17 protein-coding genes are annotated in these 17,466 nt (G+C 47.6%); 6 read left to right on the top strand and 11 right to left on the bottom strand.

Annotated elements, in window-relative coordinates; translation table 11 throughout:
- The first annotated feature begins 131 nt into the window (after positions 1 to 131).
- Together V1499_RS03255 and V1499_RS03260 are read left to right on the top strand one after the other, a co-directional pair.
- Positions 132 to 1,385 carry an ATP-binding protein gene (locus tag V1499_RS03255; RefSeq protein ID WP_409273768.1) on the top strand — a complete coding sequence of 418 codons (1,254 nt, stop codon included), beginning with the start codon at positions 132 to 134 and terminating at the stop codon, positions 1,383 to 1,385.
- A gap of 199 nt (positions 1,386 to 1,584) precedes the next feature.
- The gene (locus V1499_RS03260; RefSeq protein ID WP_409273770.1) at positions 1,585 to 1,962 is read left to right on the top strand and encodes a RidA family protein; all 378 of its coding nucleotides are present in this window, start codon (positions 1,585 to 1,587) and stop codon (positions 1,960 to 1,962) included.
- A 101-nt stretch (positions 1,963 to 2,063) separates the two neighbouring features.
- Here V1499_RS03260 and V1499_RS03265 read toward each other — a convergent pair whose 3' ends face one another.
- On the bottom strand, positions 2,064 to 2,576 hold the full coding sequence (locus tag V1499_RS03265) for a hypothetical protein (protein ID WP_409273772.1): 513 nt from the start codon (positions 2,574 to 2,576) through the stop codon (positions 2,064 to 2,066).
- A 95-nt stretch (positions 2,577 to 2,671) separates the two neighbouring features.
- Here V1499_RS03265 and V1499_RS03270 point away from each other — a divergent pair, with 95 nt between their 5' ends.
- The 3 genes from V1499_RS03270 (at position 2,672) to V1499_RS03280 (ending at position 6,790) form a co-directional block, all read left to right on the top strand.
- Entirely contained in the window at positions 2,672 to 3,259 is a 588-nt protein-coding gene (locus V1499_RS03270; RefSeq protein ID WP_409273774.1) for a vWA domain-containing protein, read from the top strand.
- A gap of 211 nt (positions 3,260 to 3,470) precedes the next feature.
- The gene (locus tag V1499_RS03275) at positions 3,471 to 5,198 is read left to right on the top strand and encodes an ABC transporter ATP-binding protein (RefSeq protein WP_409273775.1); all 1,728 of its coding nucleotides are present in this window, start codon (positions 3,471 to 3,473) and stop codon (positions 5,196 to 5,198) included.
- 221 nt (positions 5,199 to 5,419) lie between these two features.
- A complete protein-coding gene (locus tag V1499_RS03280; RefSeq protein ID WP_409273777.1) occupies positions 5,420 to 6,790 on the top strand; it encodes an MATE family efflux transporter in 1,371 nt (456 codons plus the stop codon).
- Positions 6,791 to 6,862: 72 nt separating this feature from the next.
- Here V1499_RS03280 and V1499_RS03285 read toward each other — a convergent pair whose 3' ends face one another.
- Entirely contained in the window at positions 6,863 to 7,063 is a 201-nt protein-coding gene (locus tag V1499_RS03285; RefSeq protein ID WP_409273779.1) for a YwbE family protein, read from the bottom strand.
- A 1-nt stretch (position 7,064) separates the two neighbouring features.
- Complete coding sequence (locus V1499_RS03290; protein WP_316570231.1) at positions 7,065 to 7,259, bottom strand: hypothetical protein; 195 nt, start codon at positions 7,257 to 7,259, stop codon at positions 7,065 to 7,067.
- A 79-nt stretch (positions 7,260 to 7,338) separates the two neighbouring features.
- Between V1499_RS03290 and V1499_RS03295 the strand changes: the two genes are divergently transcribed.
- Complete coding sequence (locus tag V1499_RS03295) at positions 7,339 to 7,515, top strand: hypothetical protein (RefSeq protein WP_409273782.1); 177 nt, start codon at positions 7,339 to 7,341, stop codon at positions 7,513 to 7,515.
- A gap of 327 nt (positions 7,516 to 7,842) precedes the next feature.
- On the opposite strand, the gene ilvA is transcribed toward V1499_RS03295, so the two are convergent.
- The 8 genes from ilvA to ilvB all read right to left on the bottom strand — a co-directional run bounded on the left by ilvA (position 7,843) and on the right by ilvB (position 17,247).
- Positions 7,843 to 8,796: a threonine ammonia-lyase gene (ilvA, locus tag V1499_RS03300; protein ID WP_409276215.1), complete on the bottom strand. Its 954-nt coding sequence runs from the start codon at positions 8,794 to 8,796 to the stop codon at positions 7,843 to 7,845.
- Positions 8,797 to 8,869: 73 nt separating this feature from the next.
- Positions 8,870 to 9,451, bottom strand: coding sequence for a 3-isopropylmalate dehydratase small subunit (gene leuD / locus V1499_RS03305; RefSeq protein ID WP_409273784.1), 582 nt, complete (start codon positions 9,449 to 9,451; stop codon positions 8,870 to 8,872).
- Entirely contained in the window at positions 9,452 to 10,870 is a 1,419-nt protein-coding gene (leuC, locus tag V1499_RS03310; protein ID WP_409273785.1) for a 3-isopropylmalate dehydratase large subunit, read from the bottom strand.
- Positions 10,871 to 10,921: 51 nt separating this feature from the next.
- Positions 10,922 to 11,992 carry a 3-isopropylmalate dehydrogenase gene (gene leuB / locus V1499_RS03315; RefSeq protein ID WP_409273787.1) on the bottom strand — a complete coding sequence of 357 codons (1,071 nt, stop codon included), beginning with the start codon at positions 11,990 to 11,992 and terminating at the stop codon, positions 10,922 to 10,924.
- Between the two features lie 34 nt (positions 11,993 to 12,026).
- The gene (locus V1499_RS03320; RefSeq protein ID WP_409276216.1) at positions 12,027 to 13,571 is read right to left on the bottom strand and encodes a 2-isopropylmalate synthase; all 1,545 of its coding nucleotides are present in this window, start codon (positions 13,569 to 13,571) and stop codon (positions 12,027 to 12,029) included.
- Positions 13,572 to 13,964: 393 nt separating this feature from the next.
- Positions 13,965 to 14,975, bottom strand: a complete 1,011-nt coding sequence (gene ilvC, locus V1499_RS03325) for a ketol-acid reductoisomerase (protein ID WP_409273789.1) — start codon at positions 14,973 to 14,975, stop codon at positions 13,965 to 13,967.
- A 44-nt stretch (positions 14,976 to 15,019) separates the two neighbouring features.
- Positions 15,020 to 15,541, bottom strand: a complete 522-nt coding sequence (ilvN, locus tag V1499_RS03330) for an acetolactate synthase small subunit (RefSeq protein WP_316570242.1) — start codon at positions 15,539 to 15,541, stop codon at positions 15,020 to 15,022.
- Positions 15,538 to 17,247 carry an acetolactate synthase large subunit gene (ilvB, locus tag V1499_RS03335; RefSeq protein ID WP_409276217.1) on the bottom strand — a complete coding sequence of 570 codons (1,710 nt, stop codon included), beginning with the start codon at positions 17,245 to 17,247 and terminating at the stop codon, positions 15,538 to 15,540. The genes ilvN and ilvB overlap by 4 nt, the downstream gene beginning before the upstream one ends.
- Between the last annotated feature and the right edge of the window lie 219 nt (positions 17,248 to 17,466).

Consider the following 17,466-nt stretch of genomic DNA (forward strand, 5'->3'; position numbering starts at 1 on the left):
GGCGATGTTACGAAGTTCGGCAAAAAAAATTAACGATTTTAAGAGAAATGAGACAGGGATTTGGAGGTTTTTTAGAGAATTTAGATTAATATGTAAAATGATGCCTAATTAATGTTTAAGGAGAATGGCCAATGCTTGCGAATATTGGACATGTTTTAAACCAGGTACTAGTTGTCCTTTTTCCAATATGGTTTTACCATTTGTTCTTGCATAAAAACGGGAAAAAGGAAAATGGCTTGAAACCAAGACTCCTGTTTGTGCTTTCCCTCTCGCTCGTCCTGACTCTCACTTTCTCTGTTAACTATTCCGATAAGTTGATTTACGATTTAAAATTAATCCCCATCATTATTGCGTTTTTGTATGGCAACCCGTTAACCGGCTCAATCCTTCTGCTAATTGCCATGGGCTACAAGATACTATTCCAAGAAGGCCCGCCTCTCGTAACCGTTCTGAATTTTTCAATTGCTGGCGGTTTGCTAACGGTGATTGCCAGGAAATTCAGGGACCACTCTTTACGGTTCAAGGTTATAGCCATAAGTGCTATACACTGGGCCATTACGATAACGCGTGAAATATGGCTTATTGCGAATCAACATTCCGATCAAATTGGAATCGTTTTCATTTTTTCGATTATTGCCTGGCTCACGCTTATGTCCGTCGTTTTCATTTTTGAAAACCTGAAGAGGCAGGTTGAATTGGAAGAAAAGGTCCAGCGGGCTGAACGCTACAATGTGATTGGACAACTGGCAGCCTCGGTGGCGCATGAGGTCCGCAACCCGATGACCGCTGTTAGGGGTTTCCTGCAACTAATGAAAAAAGATGACAATTTAACAGATTCACAAAGGAGATATATTGATATCTCAATAGAAGAATTAAATCATTCCCAGGCAATACTGACGGAGTACCTATCCCTGGCAAAACCGGCAAGTACGGATATGGGAATACTTGATTTACAGTATGAACTTTATAAAATCATAGAACTGATGAAATCGTATACGAATCTTCAGACGATCTCGATTACATCCTCAATCGAAGCCGGCTTGTTCATCAAAGCCGACAGTTCCGAAATTAAGCAGGTCTTTGTGAACCTGATAAAAAACAGCATTGAAGCGATTGGATCAAAAGGGGAAATTAATATTTATGCCTGGAAAAAAGGATCCAATATTTTTGTAGCCATAGAAGATAATGGCGCGGGTATGTCCAAGGAACAGTTAAGGTACCTGGGAACGCCATTTTACTCAACAAAGGATAAGGGAACTGGGGTTGGCCTCTCTGTATCGTATAAGATTATCCACTCCATTAAAGGGTCAATAAAAGTAGAGAGTGAACAGGGGAAGGGGACCAAATTCATCATTCGAATGCCTGCGTATAGCACCGACAAATAATATGATATTTATAACAAATGTATGTTGTTTTGGCAATCTTATCCTGAAAGGTTTTAAGATGCATCCAGCACCTTTACTTTAAAAGCATGTTGAATACATGAAATCTGCACTCTTCTTGGAGAAAAAGAGCAAGCCTTCTCGAACTATTTACAATGGAATGGTGCCTGACACCAAATATCGATAGGGAGATGGTTGAAAGGTGAGGAAAACGTACGAATCGAAAGATGCAAAGGCGGTTGGGCCGTATTCGCATGCGGTGGATGCGGGAGATTTGGTTTATTTATCCGGGCAAACACCGATTGATCCAACGAAAGGGGAGTTGGTGAGTGGTGGTATTGGCGAACAGACGAAGCAATGCTTTGCAAATCTATTTGCTGTCCTTGAAGCTGCGGGGCTTACACCGGATAATGTAGTGAAGGTAAATGTCTATTTAACGGATATGAAAAACTTTTCGGAAATGAATGAGGTTTATAAAACACAGTTTTCCGAACCATTCCCCGCAAGGACAAGCGTTGCTGTATTGGCCCTGCCCCTTGGGGCTGATGTGGAAATTGAGATGATTGCGAAGAGGTCATAATTTTATGATATAAAGAGAAATCCAGGGTGGCAATATCCCCTGGATTTCTTTTTATCCCACTTTTAACAGGCGGTAAAACCATCCCTAATGAAAGGTGAATTTTATACCGTGATCCCGCCAAGTGGCTTGAGGCTGAAATACTCCAATGCTTCGTTCACTTGATGGATGTCATAAATCCCCTTTTCGATACAAAATTGAATTACGAGATCGGATGTATCGCTGTCCGATAGGGAGTAGCCGGCCGAGCTTAATAGCTTGCCGGTTTCTTTTTTATTCAGTTCCAACGCGAGTGCCAGGGCAATAACCGTATTTTTCCCGGGGCGGTAGTTTGGATTGGAACGGATTTTTGAAAAGTGGCGGCGGTCAACTAAGGCTTTTTTGTAAATATCGGAATCCGTTACTCCCTTCCTGTCAATGTAGTTGAAAAGGACCTCCCTCAGGACTGGCTGCCGTTTCCCTTCAATAAACTCTTTCATCTCGATAGGAGAAATGCTTTTCAAAATAACATCCCTTTTAAAGCTTTTGTGGAAGCTTTGGGATTCTTCTAAAATCAGTACCTCAAGGTGGTCACTTATATACTTTTGCAATTCCATAAAGAACTTTTGATCGAGCATTCTGGCCGACCTCCAAATTTGTCGCCCGGCAGGCGACCAAATAATTGGCTTATCAAGTTACTATTATATCAATTAAACTAAAGGAGTTGACTATTGTGAAGAAAGATTTAACGGAAATTATTTTTCTCATTGACCGCAGCGGTTCCATGGCCGGCCTCGAGCAGGATACAATTGGCGGGTTCAATTCCTTTTTGAGCAGACAATCCAGCCTTGATGGGGAAACGGTTGTCACGGCGGTTCTGTTTGACGACAAGTATGAGACATTATGGAGCGGGGTTAACTCGGAAAACGCGATACTGACGGACAAGGAATATTTTGTGAGAGGGTCAACTGCCCTCCTGGACGCAGTAGGAAGGACCATTGTCGATGTTGGCTTCAGACTAGGCAGAACGGAAGAGCACAAGCGCCCTGGCAAAGTAATTTTTGTCATCACCACGGATGGGATGGAAAATGCCAGCCGGGAATTTACCTATGAAAAAGTAAAAGAGCTTATCCGGCACCAACAGGAAAAATACAGCTGGGAGTTTATCTTCATGGGGGCGAATATTGATGCCGCTCAGGAAGCCGGAAACCTTGGAATCGAACCAAAGCAAGCCTTTCGTTTTGAGGCATCCCACAAAGGGATCGAAAAGATGTATAACATGGTCTCGGAAGTAGTTTCGGAAGTCAGGAAAAGAAGGTAGAGGAAGACCGAAATGAAAGTATCGTTTAAGGGAGCAGCCGCCTGGCTGCTCCTTTTATCACGCGCCTCATCTATTCGACAAACTTCGGGTAGTGCCTGGCACTGTTCGTATTTCGGGTTCCGAAAAAATTATTGAAAATAAGGATTATAGTGTTGTGAATTGTCCCCGATTTGGCATATAATCACAGGAAGAACATGGGGGGATAGATGGAATGATTAGGCGCTTTTTTACATATTACCGGCCTCACAGGAGGTTATTCATTATCGACTTCAGCAGTGCTGTCGTTGTGGCAGCGCTTGAATTGGCTTTTCCGCTTGCAGTCAAGTGGTTCATTGATGAACTCCTGCCGGGCGGTGACTGGAATGCCATCATCGGCGTCAGCATCGGGCTTCTTCTATTATATGTTGTCAGCACCCTTCTCCAGTTTATTGTAAATTACTGGGGGCATAAGCTTGGGATTAACATTGAAACCGATATGAGGCAGGAACTGTTCCAGCATGTCCAAAAACAATCGTTCCGCTTTTTTGATAATACAAAAACCGGCCACATCATGAGCAGAATCACCAATGATCTATTCGATCTCGGAGAGCTTGCCCACCACGGACCGGAGGATTTGTTCATTGCTGTGATGACGTTCGTGGGGGCATTTTGGATCATGCTCACCATCAATGTCAAGCTTGCGCTCACGGCCATGATTATCGCGCCATTCCTGGTTTGGCTGATTTCCTATGCTAACCGGAAAATGAATACCGCCTGGAAAAACATGTACAGCGACATCGCGGACGTCAACGCCCGGGTCGAGGACAGTGTTTCTGGCATCCGCGTCGTACAGTCTTTTAGAAATGAAGAATTCGAAATTGAGCGCTTTACGAAAAATAACCGCAAGTTCCGCAGGGCGAAACTGGCCGCCTACAAGGTAATGTCGTTTAGCTCCTCAGGCATTTATATGTCGACAAGGCTAATGATCCTCGTTGTTCTTGTATATGGAGCTTGGCTAAGTTTTACTGGGGCACTAAGCTACGGAGAGCTGGTTGGCTTCGTTCTTTATGTAAACGTATTGTTCAAGCCGATTGACAAAATCAGTGCTATTCTTGAGTTGTATCCGAAAGGCATGGCCGGCTTCAAACGGTTTACCGAATTGATAGACCAGAGCCCGGATATAGTCGATGCCCCGGATGCTATAGAAGTTCCTCATTTAAAAGGGGATATCACGTTCAGGGATGTAACCTTCAGCTATGATTCCAACAAACCTGTCCTCGAAGGAATTAATCTCGATATCCATCATGGTGAGACGGTCGCTTTCGTTGGTCCGTCAGGCGCGGGGAAAACAACAATTTGTTCATTGATTCCGCGGTTCTATGATGTGAATAGCGGAAGCATCTGTATTGATGGAATCGACATTCGGGAGATGACGAAAAAATCGCTCCGTTCACAAATCGGTATCGTGCAGCAGGATGTCTTCCTGTTCACGGGAACACTCCGCGAGAATATTGAGTACGGATCGCTTGGCGCGTCACAGGCAGAAATTGAAGACGCCGCGAGAAAAGCCCATCTTGAAGAGTTTATTGCTTCGCTCCCTGATGGCTATGAAACACAGATTGGCGAGCGCGGGCTGAAACTTTCAGGAGGGCAAAAGCAGAGGATCGCAATTGCCCGGATGTTCCTGAAAAACCCGCCAATCCTCATTCTTGATGAGGCAACATCCGCACTGGATACCGAAACCGAGCGGATTATCCAAACCGCTCTTACCGACCTGTCCCAAAACCGGACAACGCTTGTTATTGCGCACAGGCTCGCGACAATCCGCAACGCAGACAGGATTGTCGTCGTTACTGAAGAAGGTATTGCTGAGGAAGGAAGCCACGACGAACTGATTGAACAGGGAGGCATTTTTGCCAACCTCCATAAAGTACAGTTTGAAACATCCCTATCCAACTAAACGACAGCCCGCTGGATGCAAGCCAAAACGGTTGCTACAGCGGGCTGTTTTTTAACGGCACGGTGATGCTATTATGTTTCAGCTCTCGTGCGATATTATTACCAGCCAATTCAAAGCAGTTTTTTTAAAAAAAGTATAGACACAAACTGGAAAATGCACTAGAGTAGGGAAGTTTCGTTAAAAACCGAAAGTGAAGATGTATTTAAAAGAAGGTGGAATACATGGCAGAAGCAGCCAAGAAAAAAAGCTTCATAGAACCTGGATTATTTGCTTTAACATGGCCAATTTTCATTGAGTCATTTTTGCATATGCTAATGGGCAGCACGGATACGTTCATGCTTTCCTATGTTTCTGACGAAGCAGTGGCAGCCGTTGGGGTGGCCAATCAGCTTGTATTTTTTACGATTCTCATCTTTGGATTCGTAGCAACAGGAACAACGGTGCTTGTCTCGCAGAATCTTGGAGCTGGCCTCGTAATAGACGCCAGAAGGATATCGGGAATTTCCATATCTCTCAATCTCATTTTTGGGATTGTGATCAGTGCGATTGTCGTCCTGTTCAAAGGGAGTTTTTTAAACCTTTTTGGCCTTACTCCGGAAATCCATCGGCTGGCAGAACAATACCTTACGATTGTAGGGGCAACCTTGTTTTCCCAGGCCCTTCTCGTCACAGCATCATCGATCCTGCGCGCGAATGGCTTTTCAAAGGAAGCTATGATGATTTCAATCTTGATGAATATCATCCACCTTGTCGGAAACAGCCTCTTTATTTATGGTCTCTTCGGCATACCGCAGCTTGGAATTCAGGGAGTGGCGATATCGACAGCGATCAGCCGCTTCATCGCTGTTGTGATGATTTTCTGGCTGCTATATAAGCGCCTTCCGGTAAAAATTAAAAAGGAAGACTATATGAACTTCAGCCCGGTATTTATTAAAAAAATCCTAAGAATCGGGGTTCCGTCCGCCGGGGAAAACCTTGTCTACAATACAAGCCAGATGGCAATGACCGCCATCATCGCCTTGATTGGCGCGACGGCTTTGACTACAAGGGTTTATACATGGAATATTATGGCGTTTATGATGCTCTTCGCAATCGCGCTTGGGCAGGGGACGCAAATCCTGGTTGGCTACAGAGTCGGGGCGGGGGACTATGATGGTGCTTACCACCGCCTTTTGAAAAGCCTTAAGTGGAGTCTCTTAATGACGATTGCAGTCGTCATCCCAATGGTCTTTTTCAGGGAGTCCCTCCTTGATATCTTTACGGATAACGAAAAAATCATTGCCGAAGGGGCGAAATTGCTGCTGCTTGGAATCATCCTTGAGCCAGGAAGGACATTCAATATTGTTATCATCGCGGCTCTAAGGGCGGCCGGCGACGCCAACTTCCCCGTGAAAATGGCGTTTGTGTCGATGTGGGGAATCGGCGTGCCTGTTGCCTATTTACTCGGCATTACGATGGGGATGGGACTCGTCGGAATTTGGATTGCCTTCATTGCCGATGAATGGTTCAGGGCGATCATCATGTATTACAGGTGGAAAAGCCGTGTATGGGAAAGCAAATCCCTTGTCGAGAAAAATATACAGCCGGTTTAAGGCTGAAAAACAATTCTGCAGCATTTCATAAAGTGAAAAAAGCATTCAAGGATTTCGGTCCCTGAATGCTTTTTAGTTTTCTGAATGGATTTTCTTTACCCGGCCGACCTGGCCGTCCGTGAGCCTGACTTTAATGCCATGAGGATGATTTGGGGATTTTGTGAGAATATCCTTTACAATTCCCCTCGTTAGCTTGCCTGTTCTCTGGTCCTCTTTCAGGACAATGTCGACTGTAATTCCTGTTGTAATGTCCTTCCGGTTTTGTCCGTTCATTTTAAGAGCCCATTTTCCTGCGCGTATTGCTTGGTTTTTTTGTCATCTGGCTCTTCATTTTTTTCGTTGATGTATCTGTGGCGCCATTCCCCTTTGCAGCGGCTGCCTGGTTTTTCTTGTTGGCAAGTTGCTGCTTCATGGCCTCCTGCAGGCTGATTTTCTTTTTCTCGGTTCCCTGGTTCGTATTCTCAGTCATTGGAAAATCTCCTTTTTATATGTGTTTCAGTAAAGTATAATCTATTTCGCGTTGTTTGGGGAAGGGGCAACGAGTAAGTATGAAAAATAAAGCGTTGGAAGGGAATGAAAAGTATATTAAATACTATAACTCCCTTGGGTATGGAAAGTTAAAAAGCAAAGGAAGAACTAGTAAAGAAAATGCGGGAAAGCATAGGGCAGAACAAGAACTGAGGAACATTGTTATCAAGCCCGTTTTGAGTGTAATTAATGAGTGAAACGGTCTTGACGGAGTTTCTCAAGACCGTTTTGAGTGGAATTAATGAGTGAAACGGTCTTGACAGAGGTTCTCAAGCCCGTTTTGAGTAAATTTAATGAATGAAACGGTCTTGACGAGATTAATGAAGACGGTTTTAAGCCGGCTTTACCGTCGAAAGTGTCTTCATCAGGTTTATGAAGACAGTTTTGAACCGCTTTGGCAACCAAAATGTCTTCGTGAATTGTAAGGCCGCTGGCACACAATCAATAAGATGCTCAATTTTTTTTAAAAAAAGAAAGCCATTCCGCTTTAGGAATTGGCTTTCTCTTCATTATATGGCCAGGGCTCACGCCAAACGGGACACGGTTCCATCCTGGGCCAGTTGTTGAATAAAGCCCAGCCGGGATACATCCATGTTGCCGCCGCTGACGATGATGCCGCAGTTTTTGGAGCGGATGGTGCTACGGTTGGCGAGGAGTGCGGCAAACGCTGCCGCACCCGCGCCTTCGACTAATGTTTTTTTCCTTTCGAGCATGTAAACAATGGCAGTGGCGATGTCGCTCTCGCTTACGGTAATCATATCGTCTACATAATGCCGGATGATGGGAAGGGTCAGTTTCCCGGCTTCTTTTACAGCAATGCCTTCCGCGATGGTTCCTGCAAACCGGCTGCATGGTGCAGGAAGGTTATGAAAATGATCATGCATAACCTTTGCACCTTCCGCCTGGACGCCGATGATGCGGATGTTCGGCTGCATATGCTTGGCGGCAACCGCAACCCCACTAATCAGGCCGCCGCCACCAACCGGGACAATCAGTGTATCAAGAAAGGGTTGCTGCATAAGCATTTCTACCGCTATCGTTGCCTGTCCGGCCATGACATGGTAGTCATCGAATGGATGGAGAAAGTAGCTCCCCGTTCTTTTCTGATCGATGCAAGCTGCCTCATACGCTTCTTGAAAAGAGGCCCCGGTAATGACTGCCTTCGCACCGTAATTTTCCGTCGCTTTGATTTTGGCATCGGGTGTATTTTCCGGCATGTAGATTTTTGCTGTAATCCCTCTCCTTGAAGCGGCGAATGCAACGCCTTGGGCATGGTTGCCTGCTGATGCGGCAATGACGCCTTTTTGCAATTCCTTCTCCGTCAGGCGCGACATTTTATAGCTTGCTCCGCGGATCTTAAAAGCTCCGGTCTTTTGCTGATTTTCCATTTTAAAAAAGACATTTTTCCCGACCAGATTATTCAGGAATGTAGAGGTCGTAAGCGGAGTGCGGTAAACCGTCTTCGCCAATTGTTCCATTGCGTCGGAAATCATGTTAGTCGTTAAAGAATCCCCAAGGGGTTCACGCTCCTTCAGTTTCAAAAATTAAATGCTAAAGCCTGTTTTCGAACTGTGTAATTTTTTCTTCATATAAAAGGGTAATACCGATATCATCCAGTCCGTTATAGAGCATTTCCTTTGAATACTCCGAAATCTCGAATTGATACGAAAATCCTTCCCCGTCCTGGACAGTTTGGGCAGCGAGGTCAACTGTTAACGAATAGCTTCCCGCTTCCGCTTTTGCCATAAGCTGTTGGATTTGCTTATAAGGCATTTCGATTGCCAAAATCCCGTTTTTCACACAATTGTTCTTAAAAATATCGGCATAGCTTGGAGCGATGATAATCTTGAAGCCATAGTCGAGAAGAGCCCATGGGGCATGTTCCCGGGAAGAACCGCAGCCGAAGTTGTCACCAGCTAGCAGGATGGATGCGCCGTCATATTTTTTATCATGGAGCGGGAAATCCTCAATCGGCTTGCCTGAATGGTCGAACCGCCAGTTGTAAAACAGGAACTGCCCGAATCCTTGGCGTTCGATCCTTTTTAAAAATTGCTTCGGAATAATCTGGTCGGTGTCCACATTGCTTCGATCCAGCGGAAACACCAGCCCGGTATGGATTGTGATTGGTTCCATTTACAGCACCTCCACTGCGGCGAATTGGCGAATGTCGACGAAGCGGCCTTCAATTGCGGCTGCGGCGGCCATTTCCGGGCTGACAAGATGGGTTCTAGCGCCTGTTCCCTGGCGGCCTTCGAAGTTCCGGTTCGAGGTCGAAGCGCAACGCTCGCCTGGCGGAACGACATCATCATTCATCGCGAGGCACATGCTGCAGCCCGCGTCGCGCCATTCAAAGCCTGCGTTTTTGAAAATTGCATCCAGGCCTTCCTGTTCGGCTGCGGCTTTCACGCTTTTCGAACCCGGTACAACGATTGCCTTAACCCCAGGATTGACATGGCGCCCCTCAATGACGGAAGCCGCCCTCCGTAAATCGCTCAGCCTCGAATTTGTACACGACCCAATAAACACATGCTCAATTGTGACAGAAGTTATGGGCTGACCGGCTTCAAGGCCCATATAATCGAGAGCGCGCTCAATCTCCTGTTTTTCACTCTCCGAAGACGCGGATTCCGGAGTAGGAATCATTGCGTCAACAGGGATGCACATTCCGGGATTTGTTCCCCAGGTAACCTGTGGTGCGATCTCAGAGGCATCAATTTCGATTGTTTTATCGTAAACAGCACCTTCATCCGTTGCGAGCGCGCGCCACTTCTCGACGGCTTTGTCAAATTCAGCCCCTTGTGGAGCATAATTTCTGCCGCGAAGATAGTTGAAAGTTGTTTCGTCTGGAGTGATCAACCCTGCACGGGCACCCGCCTCAATCGACATGTTGCAGACGGTCATTCTTTCCTCCATTGAAAGGGAGCGGATCGCCTCGCCTGTATATTCAATTACATATCCCGTCCCGAACCGGACTCCATTCTGGGCAATGATTGCCAAAATCAAATCCTTCGCAGTCACCCCGAACCCGAGCTTGCCGTTTACTTTGATGTTCAATGTTTTCGGGCGCTGCTGCCAAAGGGTTTGCGTCGCAAGGACATGCTCAACTTCGCTTGTGCCGATTCCGAATGCAAGTGCTCCAAACGCACCGTGCGTGGAAGTATGGCTGTCGCCGCAAACAATCGTCTTGCCAGGCTGGGTAAGGCCAAGCTCCGGGCCGATTACATGGACGATCCCATTGTCGGGATGTGTAATGTCAGCAAGCGGAATGTTGAATTCCTCGCAGTTATCGATTAGCGTTTCGATCTGCTTCTTCGAAATTAAATCCTTAATGACAGACTGGTTCTTTGTCGGAACGTTGTGGTCCATTGTTGCAAAAGTAAGGTCAGGCCTGCGGACAGAGCGCCCATTCATCCTCAATCCTTCAAAGGCTTGCGGAGAAGTCACTTCGTGTACAAGATGTAAATCGATATACAAAAGGTCTGGCCTGCCATCCTCTTGATGGACAACGTGCTGTTCCCATATTTTTTCGATGATTGTTTTTGGCGAGTGCATGGTTATCCCCTTTCTTTAGGCGTAGCAGTCCATAATGCAGCTGGCTGCGTTTCATGTTTTAATCTTGTCGATTACTAATTGTGTCATCTCTTTCGTTCCAACCTTTTGTCCGCTGACGGCTTTAATGTCCGCTGTGTGGAATCCGTCATTCAGGATGGATTCGACCGTTTCTTCAATTACGTTCGCTTCTTCATTCAGCCCAAAAGAATGCCTTAGCATCATAGCGGCGGATAGGATCATGGCGACAGGATTGGCGATTCCTTTTCCGGCGATGTCCGGTGCGGAGCCATGGACCGGTTCATAAAGGCCAAATCCATCTTCCCTAAGGCTCGCTGACGGAAGCATTCCTAGAGACCCTGTTAAAACCGAGGCTTCGTCGCTTAAAATATCGCCAAACATGTTCTCGGTTACAATGACATCGAACTGGGATGGGTTCGTAATCAATTTCATCGCCGCCGCGTCAACAAGGACATGTTCCACTGCAACATCCGGATATTGCTGTTTCTTTTCCTCAACAACTTCCCGCCAAAGCTTGCTCGATTCAAGCACATTGGCCTTGTCTACCGAAGTCAGATGTCCACGGCGCTGCTCGGCGCATTGGAAAGCTTTGTCTACGATTCTTTCAATCTCGGCGCGTGAATAGAAAAGAGTATCGACTGCCGACTGGCCATTGTCTCGCCGCTCGCTTGGAGTTCCGAAATAAAGGCCGCCAGTAAGTTCCCTGACGATAAGGAGATCGCTTCCTTTAACAACGTCTTCCTTAAGAGGGGATGCGTGAAGCAGTTTTTCAAAGCCTTTTATCGGCCTTAGGTTAGCAAAGAGCCCGAGTTCTTTTCTAATTCCCAATAAACCTCTTTCAGGCCTTAAATGGGAAGGGTTCGTATCCCATTTTGGCCCGCCAACCGCTCCAAGGAGTACAGCATCAGCCTTTTTACAGGCGGCCGACGTTTCGGATGGAAGCGGGGTGCCGTGTCGGTCAATCGCAGTTCCGCCAATGTCGTGGCTTTCAAAAGTGAAAGAATGGTTGAATTCCTCGGCGATTGTGTTTAAGACAGCCTTGGCCGAGGCCATTACCTCTTGGCCTATGCCATCTCCGGGCAGCATGACGATATGTTTTTTCATGGACGTGGCCTCCTCGGTTTTTTTGTATGGGCTATTAGCTATTCGCTGTTTGCAGGACCTTCGTGGTTTGTCCGTAAAAGACGCGGTTGACAGCGTTTAAGAATGCTTTTGCGGAGGCTTCGAGAACATCATGCGAAGATCCGCGCCCGCTTACAGGCAACTCGTTGACAATCATTTTCACATGGACCTCCGCAAGGGCATCTCGTCCTTGGCCTACGGAGCTTAATTGGTATTTCGTCAAATGGATTTCTTCTTTTATCAGCGCTTCAAGAGTGTTATATAGAGCCTCGACTGGGCCTTTTCCAGTACGGGCTGTTTCGGTGCGCATCCCATCCGGCGTTGTCAATGCAACGGTAGCAGTTGGAAGGTTGATGGAACCGGATTGTACCTGGTAGGCAAGCAATTCATATTTTTTCACATCGGATACGGCCGTCTGGATGTCCGTAAGAATGGTGAACAAATCTTCGTCGGTGACTTCTTTTTTTCGGTCTGTCAGCGACTTGAATTGCCTGAAAGCTTCTTCAGATTTTTCCTCGGTTAGTGAGAATCCGAGCCTTTCAATTTTCTCCTTAAAGGCATGGCGTCCAGAGTGTTTCCCGAGTACAAGCTCATTCGATTCGATACCGACCATCGATGGATTGATAATTTCATAGGTTTGCGGGTGTTTCAGGACTCCATCCTGATGGATGCCAGATTCGTGGGCGAAAGCATTCTGCCCGACGACAGCTTTGTTCGGTGCAATCGGCATCCCGGTAAGCTTCCGGACCAAATCGCTCGTCCGTTTGATTTCTTTTAAGTTCAAACCTGTGGAAAAAGGAAACTGGTCCTTGCGGATGCCAAGGGCTACGGCGAATTCCTCGAGTGCCGCGTTCCCTGCGCGTTCACCAATTCCGTTGATCGTTCCTTCAACCTGGGTTGCCCCATTTTCAATGGCGGCGAGGGAATTGGCCATTGCAAGACCAAGGTCATCATGGCAATGCGCCGATAAAATCGCTTTATCAATATTTCGGACATTTTCCTTTACATAGCGGAACATCCGGCCATATTCCGCCGGGGTGGCATAGCCGACAGTGTCAGGCAAATTGATGACAGTCGCTCCGGCGTCGATGACCTTTTCGATGATTTGGACAAGGAAATCAAGGTCGGAGCGGGAGGCGTCTTCGGCTGACCATTCAATCTGCGGAAACTTGGCCTTTGCGTAACGGACCATATCGACAGCCAGCTGGGTAACCTGCTCGGGCGACTTTTTTAGTTTGTATGTCATATGGATGGGGGAGGTGGCAATGAACAAATGGAGGCGCGGTGCTTCGGCTTCTTTCAGTGCCTCCCAGCTGGTATCAATATCGTTTTTCGTTGCCCTTGAAAGGCCTGCGATCGATACGTTTCTGACTGTCCGGGCTATCGTGCGAACCGCTTCAAAATCTCCTTGTGAAGAAGCGGGAAACCCGGCTTCCATTACATTCACGCCAAACCGTTCAAGCTGCCGGGCAATCTCCAACTTTTCGAGCTGATTTAAATTAACTCCCGGAGATTGCTCCCCATCGCGCAAGGTCGTATCAAATATGTGAATGTTTTGCACCACTAGAATTCCCTTCCTTCATTTTTAGGTAGGGCCCCTTGCCGCAAATAGAAGGGAAGGGGCCTCGGTTTTTAAAAAGTCAGTTCTATCATTATAAAAACATAAGAATATATATACGGGCGCCAGCACTTTTCTTTGTCCAGCTACTGCGCCCAGCACCTAGTGTACTTCGGTCCCCTCGCTACGATAAGTCAACATCGATTCGCTTCTGCTCCTGCGCCAAAGTCTATTCGGGGAAGTCTATGTTCAGCTCGTCGCAAAGCCCACGGGGTTGCTCTATGAGGCTTTTTCATGAAGTAATGCAGGCAGTTGCTTCGCTCATCGTGTTTCCTTTATCTCCATCGGGGCCCTCCAGTCCATACGGTGCTAAACGGGCGCCTGCGCTTTTCTTAATTACCGTGACATTGCCTTTTGCTTTGGTTTTACGAATGGCATTAGCTCGCGGAGTTCGCGTCCGACAGTTTCGATCGGATGGCTGTTTTCCCGCGCATTGATTGCATTGAACTGCGGGCGGTTAGCCTGATTTTCAAGGATCCAGCCTTTCGCGAATTCACCAGTCTGGATGTCGTGAAGGATTTCCTTCATGCGCGCCTTCGTTTCTTCGTTGACGACGCGTGGGCCGGAAACGAAGTCACCCCATTGGGCGGTATCCGAGATGGAGTAGCGCATGTTTTCGAGGCCGCCTTCATACATGAGGTCAACAATCAGCTTCAGTTCATGGAGGCACTCGAAGTAGGCGACTTCTGGCTGATATCCGGCTTCCGTCAACGTTTCAAAGCCTGCTTTGACAAGGCTGGTCAGCCCGCCGCAAAGGACTGCCTGCTCACCGAACAGGTCGGTTTCAGTTTCTTCCTGGAATGTAGTTTCCAATACGCCGGCGCGGGCGGAACCAATTCCTTTCGCATAGGCAAGTGCAATTTCTTTCGCCTGGCCTGTGTAATCCTGGTAGACTGCAAACAGGGCAGGGACCCCAGCGCCTTCCTGGTATGTACGGCGGACAAGATGGCCAGGGCCTTTCGGTGCTACAAGGAATACGTCTACATCGGCAGGTGGCACAATCTGATTGAAGTGGACATTGAACCCATGTGCGAAAACAAGGGCGGCTCCAGGCTTGAGGTTATTTTTTATGCTCTCCTCGTACACCTGTGGCTGTTTTTCATCAGGAAGGAGAACCATAACGACATCGGCCTGTGCGGTTGCTTCGGCAACGGAACAAACAGCTACGCCGTCCTCGACTGCTTTGTCCCATGACTTTCCGCCGCGAAGCCCAACTACGACATCATAGCCGCTTTCCTTCAGGTTCAAAGCGTGGGCGTGGCCCTGGGAACCATAGCCGATTACCGCGATTTTTTTCGATTTCAAAACCTCTTCAAAAATGTCCTGATTATAAAGTACTTTTGCCATTTGTTATCATCCTTTCGAGTATGTTTGCATGTATTTTTTAATTCTTACCTCTGAAGCGAATAAGAAGGTAATTCGGATACTTGCGGCTGGCTTCCGCGCAAGAGGGCGGTAATGCCAGTCCGCGCTATTTCCTTAATTCCATATGGCCTGAGCAATTCAATCAGCGCTTCGACTTTTTCCGGCTTCCCGGTTACCTGGACAGCAAGGCTTTCCTTACTGACGTCAATGACGGACGCGCGGAATGGATCAATAATTTCCTTGATTTCCCTGCGAAGCTGGCCGCTGCTCGCAACCCTGATCAGGGCTAGCTCACGGGAGACAACCGCCTTATCGGTAATATCCGAAACTTTTAAAACATCAATCTGTTTATGAAGCTGCTTCGTCAGCTGTTCAACCTTTTGGCTGTCTTCAACGTCGACAACAAGTGTCATTTTTGAGATGCCGTCAATTTCTGTCGGCCCGACCGAAATGCTCTCAATATTGAATTGGCGCCGCTGCAGGAGGCCGGTTACACGGTTAAGGACGCCGCTTTTATTTTGGACGGTGGCTGTAATGATCCGCTTCATGGTTTCACTCCTATCATTTCGTGCAATCCCTTACCTGGGGCAATCATCGGATAGACATTCCCTTCGAGGACGACCCTGCAATCGAGGACAACCGGGCCGTCGTAGGCAAGTGCTTCGGGCAGGATGCGCATCAATTCTTCCTCGGTTTGGATTTTGGCGCCTTTGATTGAATAGCTCTCGGCCAATTTGACAAAGTCGGGCTGGACAGGCAAAAGCGATTCCGAATAGCGTTCTTCGTAAAATTCCTCTTGCCATTGGCGGACCATTCCAAGAGCCCCGTTATTAACAATGATAACTTTGACTGGAAGGTTCAATTCCTGGAGAACGCCGAGCTCCTGAAGGGTCATCTGGAACCCGCCGTCGCCAACGAATGCGATTACCGTTTTATCGGGTGCTGCAAGCTGGGCGCCAATTGCAGCAGGGAAGCCGAAGCCCATCGTGCCAAGCCCGCCGGATGTTACCCATCGGTCGGGGTTGTCCAATGTGTAATGCTGGGCCGCCCACATTTGGTGCTGGCCTACGTCAGTCGTGACAATCGCCTCACCGCCTGATGCTTCATATACTGCCTGAATAACCTGTTGTGCGCTTAGCCTCTGGTTATAGTCGGTATACCAAAGTGGGTAGTTGCTCTTGTTTTCTTCAAGCTTGTTTAGCCATTCAGCATGGTTTTTCATGTCAAACTCGTGTTTCATCAGTTCCGTTAGTGCTTCCTTTGAGTCGGCAACAATCGGGATGCTTGTCGGTACGTTTTTACCTATTTCCGCCGGGTCGATATCGATATGGGCAACTTTCGCCTTTGGAGCGAAATGCTTTAGGTTGCCTGTAAGGCGGTCATCGAATCTGGCGCCGATATTGAGAAGCAGGTCACATTCATATAGAGCCATGTTGGCTGTATAGGTTCCGTGCATCCCAGCCATTCCAAGCGAAAGCTCATGGGTCCCGGGGAAACTGCCCAGCCCAAGAAGTGTGGTTGTAACCGGAATCCGGTACTTCTCGGCTAGCGCCCTCAATTCCGCCGTGGCTTTCCCGTGGAGGATTCCCGCCCCAGCAAGGATGACAGGCTTCTTTGCTTTTGATAACGCATCGGCAAGCTTGTTGATTTGAAGCGGGTTCGGCCTTGTTGTCGGCTGGTAGCCCGGCAGGTGAAAGTCCGTATCCAACTCCATTTCGAAAACAGCGTTTGCCGAGATATCCTTTGGCATATCAATCACAACTGGTCCCGGCCTGCCAGTCGAAGCAATGTGGAAGGCTTCTTTAATGATTCTCGGAAGATCGGCAATAGACCGGACCTGATAATTATGTTTTGTAATCGGGGTAGTAATGCCAATGATATCCGCTTCCTGGAAAGCATCGGTTCCAATCACGCTGGTAGCGACCTGTCCCGTAAAGACAATGAGCGGCAAAGAGTCCATCATCGCATCCGCGATTCCTGTGATAAGGTTCGTTGCACCCGGGCCGGATGTTGCAAGGACGACGCCGGGCCTTCCAGTCACGCGGGCATATCCCTCGGCGGCATGGATGGAACCCTGCTCATGCCGGAACAATAGGTGCCTAATTTGGCCTTTTGCCCTGTAAATAGCATCATATATTGGCAACACGGCTCCTCCGGGATACCCGAAGATTGTATCGACCCCTTCATTCACCAATGATTCAATCAGGACATCGGCACCCGTTTTTGGTGTAACAGCCTGCTCCATCGCCGGCATTGTCTCCACTTTCACGTCAATCCCTCCATTTTTTAAAAGTAAGGCATAAATAGTTGGCAGTTTGGCATTCATATCTCTCGGTTTGGCATTAATACAAGCGCAATCGGCATAATTAGGTGGAACTTGGAGTGTAATAAATTGGCGCGGAACCATTTTTCCCAATAAAAAAACCTTTTCTCCCGCGAACATCCCGCCGCTGGAAAGCAGCAGGATATTCGG

It is taken from the genome of Neobacillus oceani, from assembly GCF_046237595.1.
Taxonomy (GTDB): domain Bacteria; phylum Bacillota; class Bacilli; order Bacillales; family Cytobacillaceae; genus Bacillus_D; species Bacillus_D oceani.

Coding starts and splice junctions, on each gene's coding strand:
- V1499_RS03265 (WP_409273772.1), bottom strand. CDS start 2,576: ATGCTCGATCAAAAGTTCTTTATGGAATTGCAAAAGTATATAAGTGAC.
- ilvB (WP_409276217.1), bottom strand. CDS start 17,247: ATGCCGGCGATGGAGCAGGCTGTTACACCAAAAACGGGTGCCGATGTC.
- ilvA (WP_409276215.1), bottom strand. CDS start 8,796: ATGGAACAATTGGCGAAGACGGTTTACCGCACTCCGCTTACGACCTCT.
- V1499_RS03290 (WP_316570231.1), bottom strand. CDS start 7,259: ATGACTGAGAATACGAACCAGGGAACCGAGAAAAAGAAAATCAGCCTG.
- ilvC (WP_409273789.1), bottom strand. CDS start 14,975: ATGGCAAAAGTACTTTATAATCAGGACATTTTTGAAGAGGTTTTGAAA.
- V1499_RS03295 (WP_409273782.1), top strand. CDS start 7,339: ATGAAAAATAAAGCGTTGGAAGGGAATGAAAAGTATATTAAATACTAT.
- leuC (WP_409273785.1), bottom strand. CDS start 10,870: ATGCACTCGCCAAAAACAATCATCGAAAAAATATGGGAACAGCACGTT.
- V1499_RS03280 (WP_409273777.1), top strand. CDS start 5,420: ATGGCAGAAGCAGCCAAGAAAAAAAGCTTCATAGAACCTGGATTATTT.
- V1499_RS03285 (WP_409273779.1), bottom strand. CDS start 7,063: ATGAACGGACAAAACCGGAAGGACATTACAACAGGAATTACAGTCGAC.
- leuB (WP_409273787.1), bottom strand. CDS start 11,992: ATGAAAAAACATATCGTCATGCTGCCCGGAGATGGCATAGGCCAAGAG.
- V1499_RS03275 (WP_409273775.1), top strand. CDS start 3,471: ATGATTAGGCGCTTTTTTACATATTACCGGCCTCACAGGAGGTTATTC.
- leuD (WP_409273784.1), bottom strand. CDS start 9,451: ATGGAACCAATCACAATCCATACCGGGCTGGTGTTTCCGCTGGATCGA.
- ilvN (WP_316570242.1), bottom strand. CDS start 15,541: ATGAAGCGGATCATTACAGCCACCGTCCAAAATAAAAGCGGCGTCCTT.
- V1499_RS03255 (WP_409273768.1), top strand. CDS start 132: ATGCTTGCGAATATTGGACATGTTTTAAACCAGGTACTAGTTGTCCTT.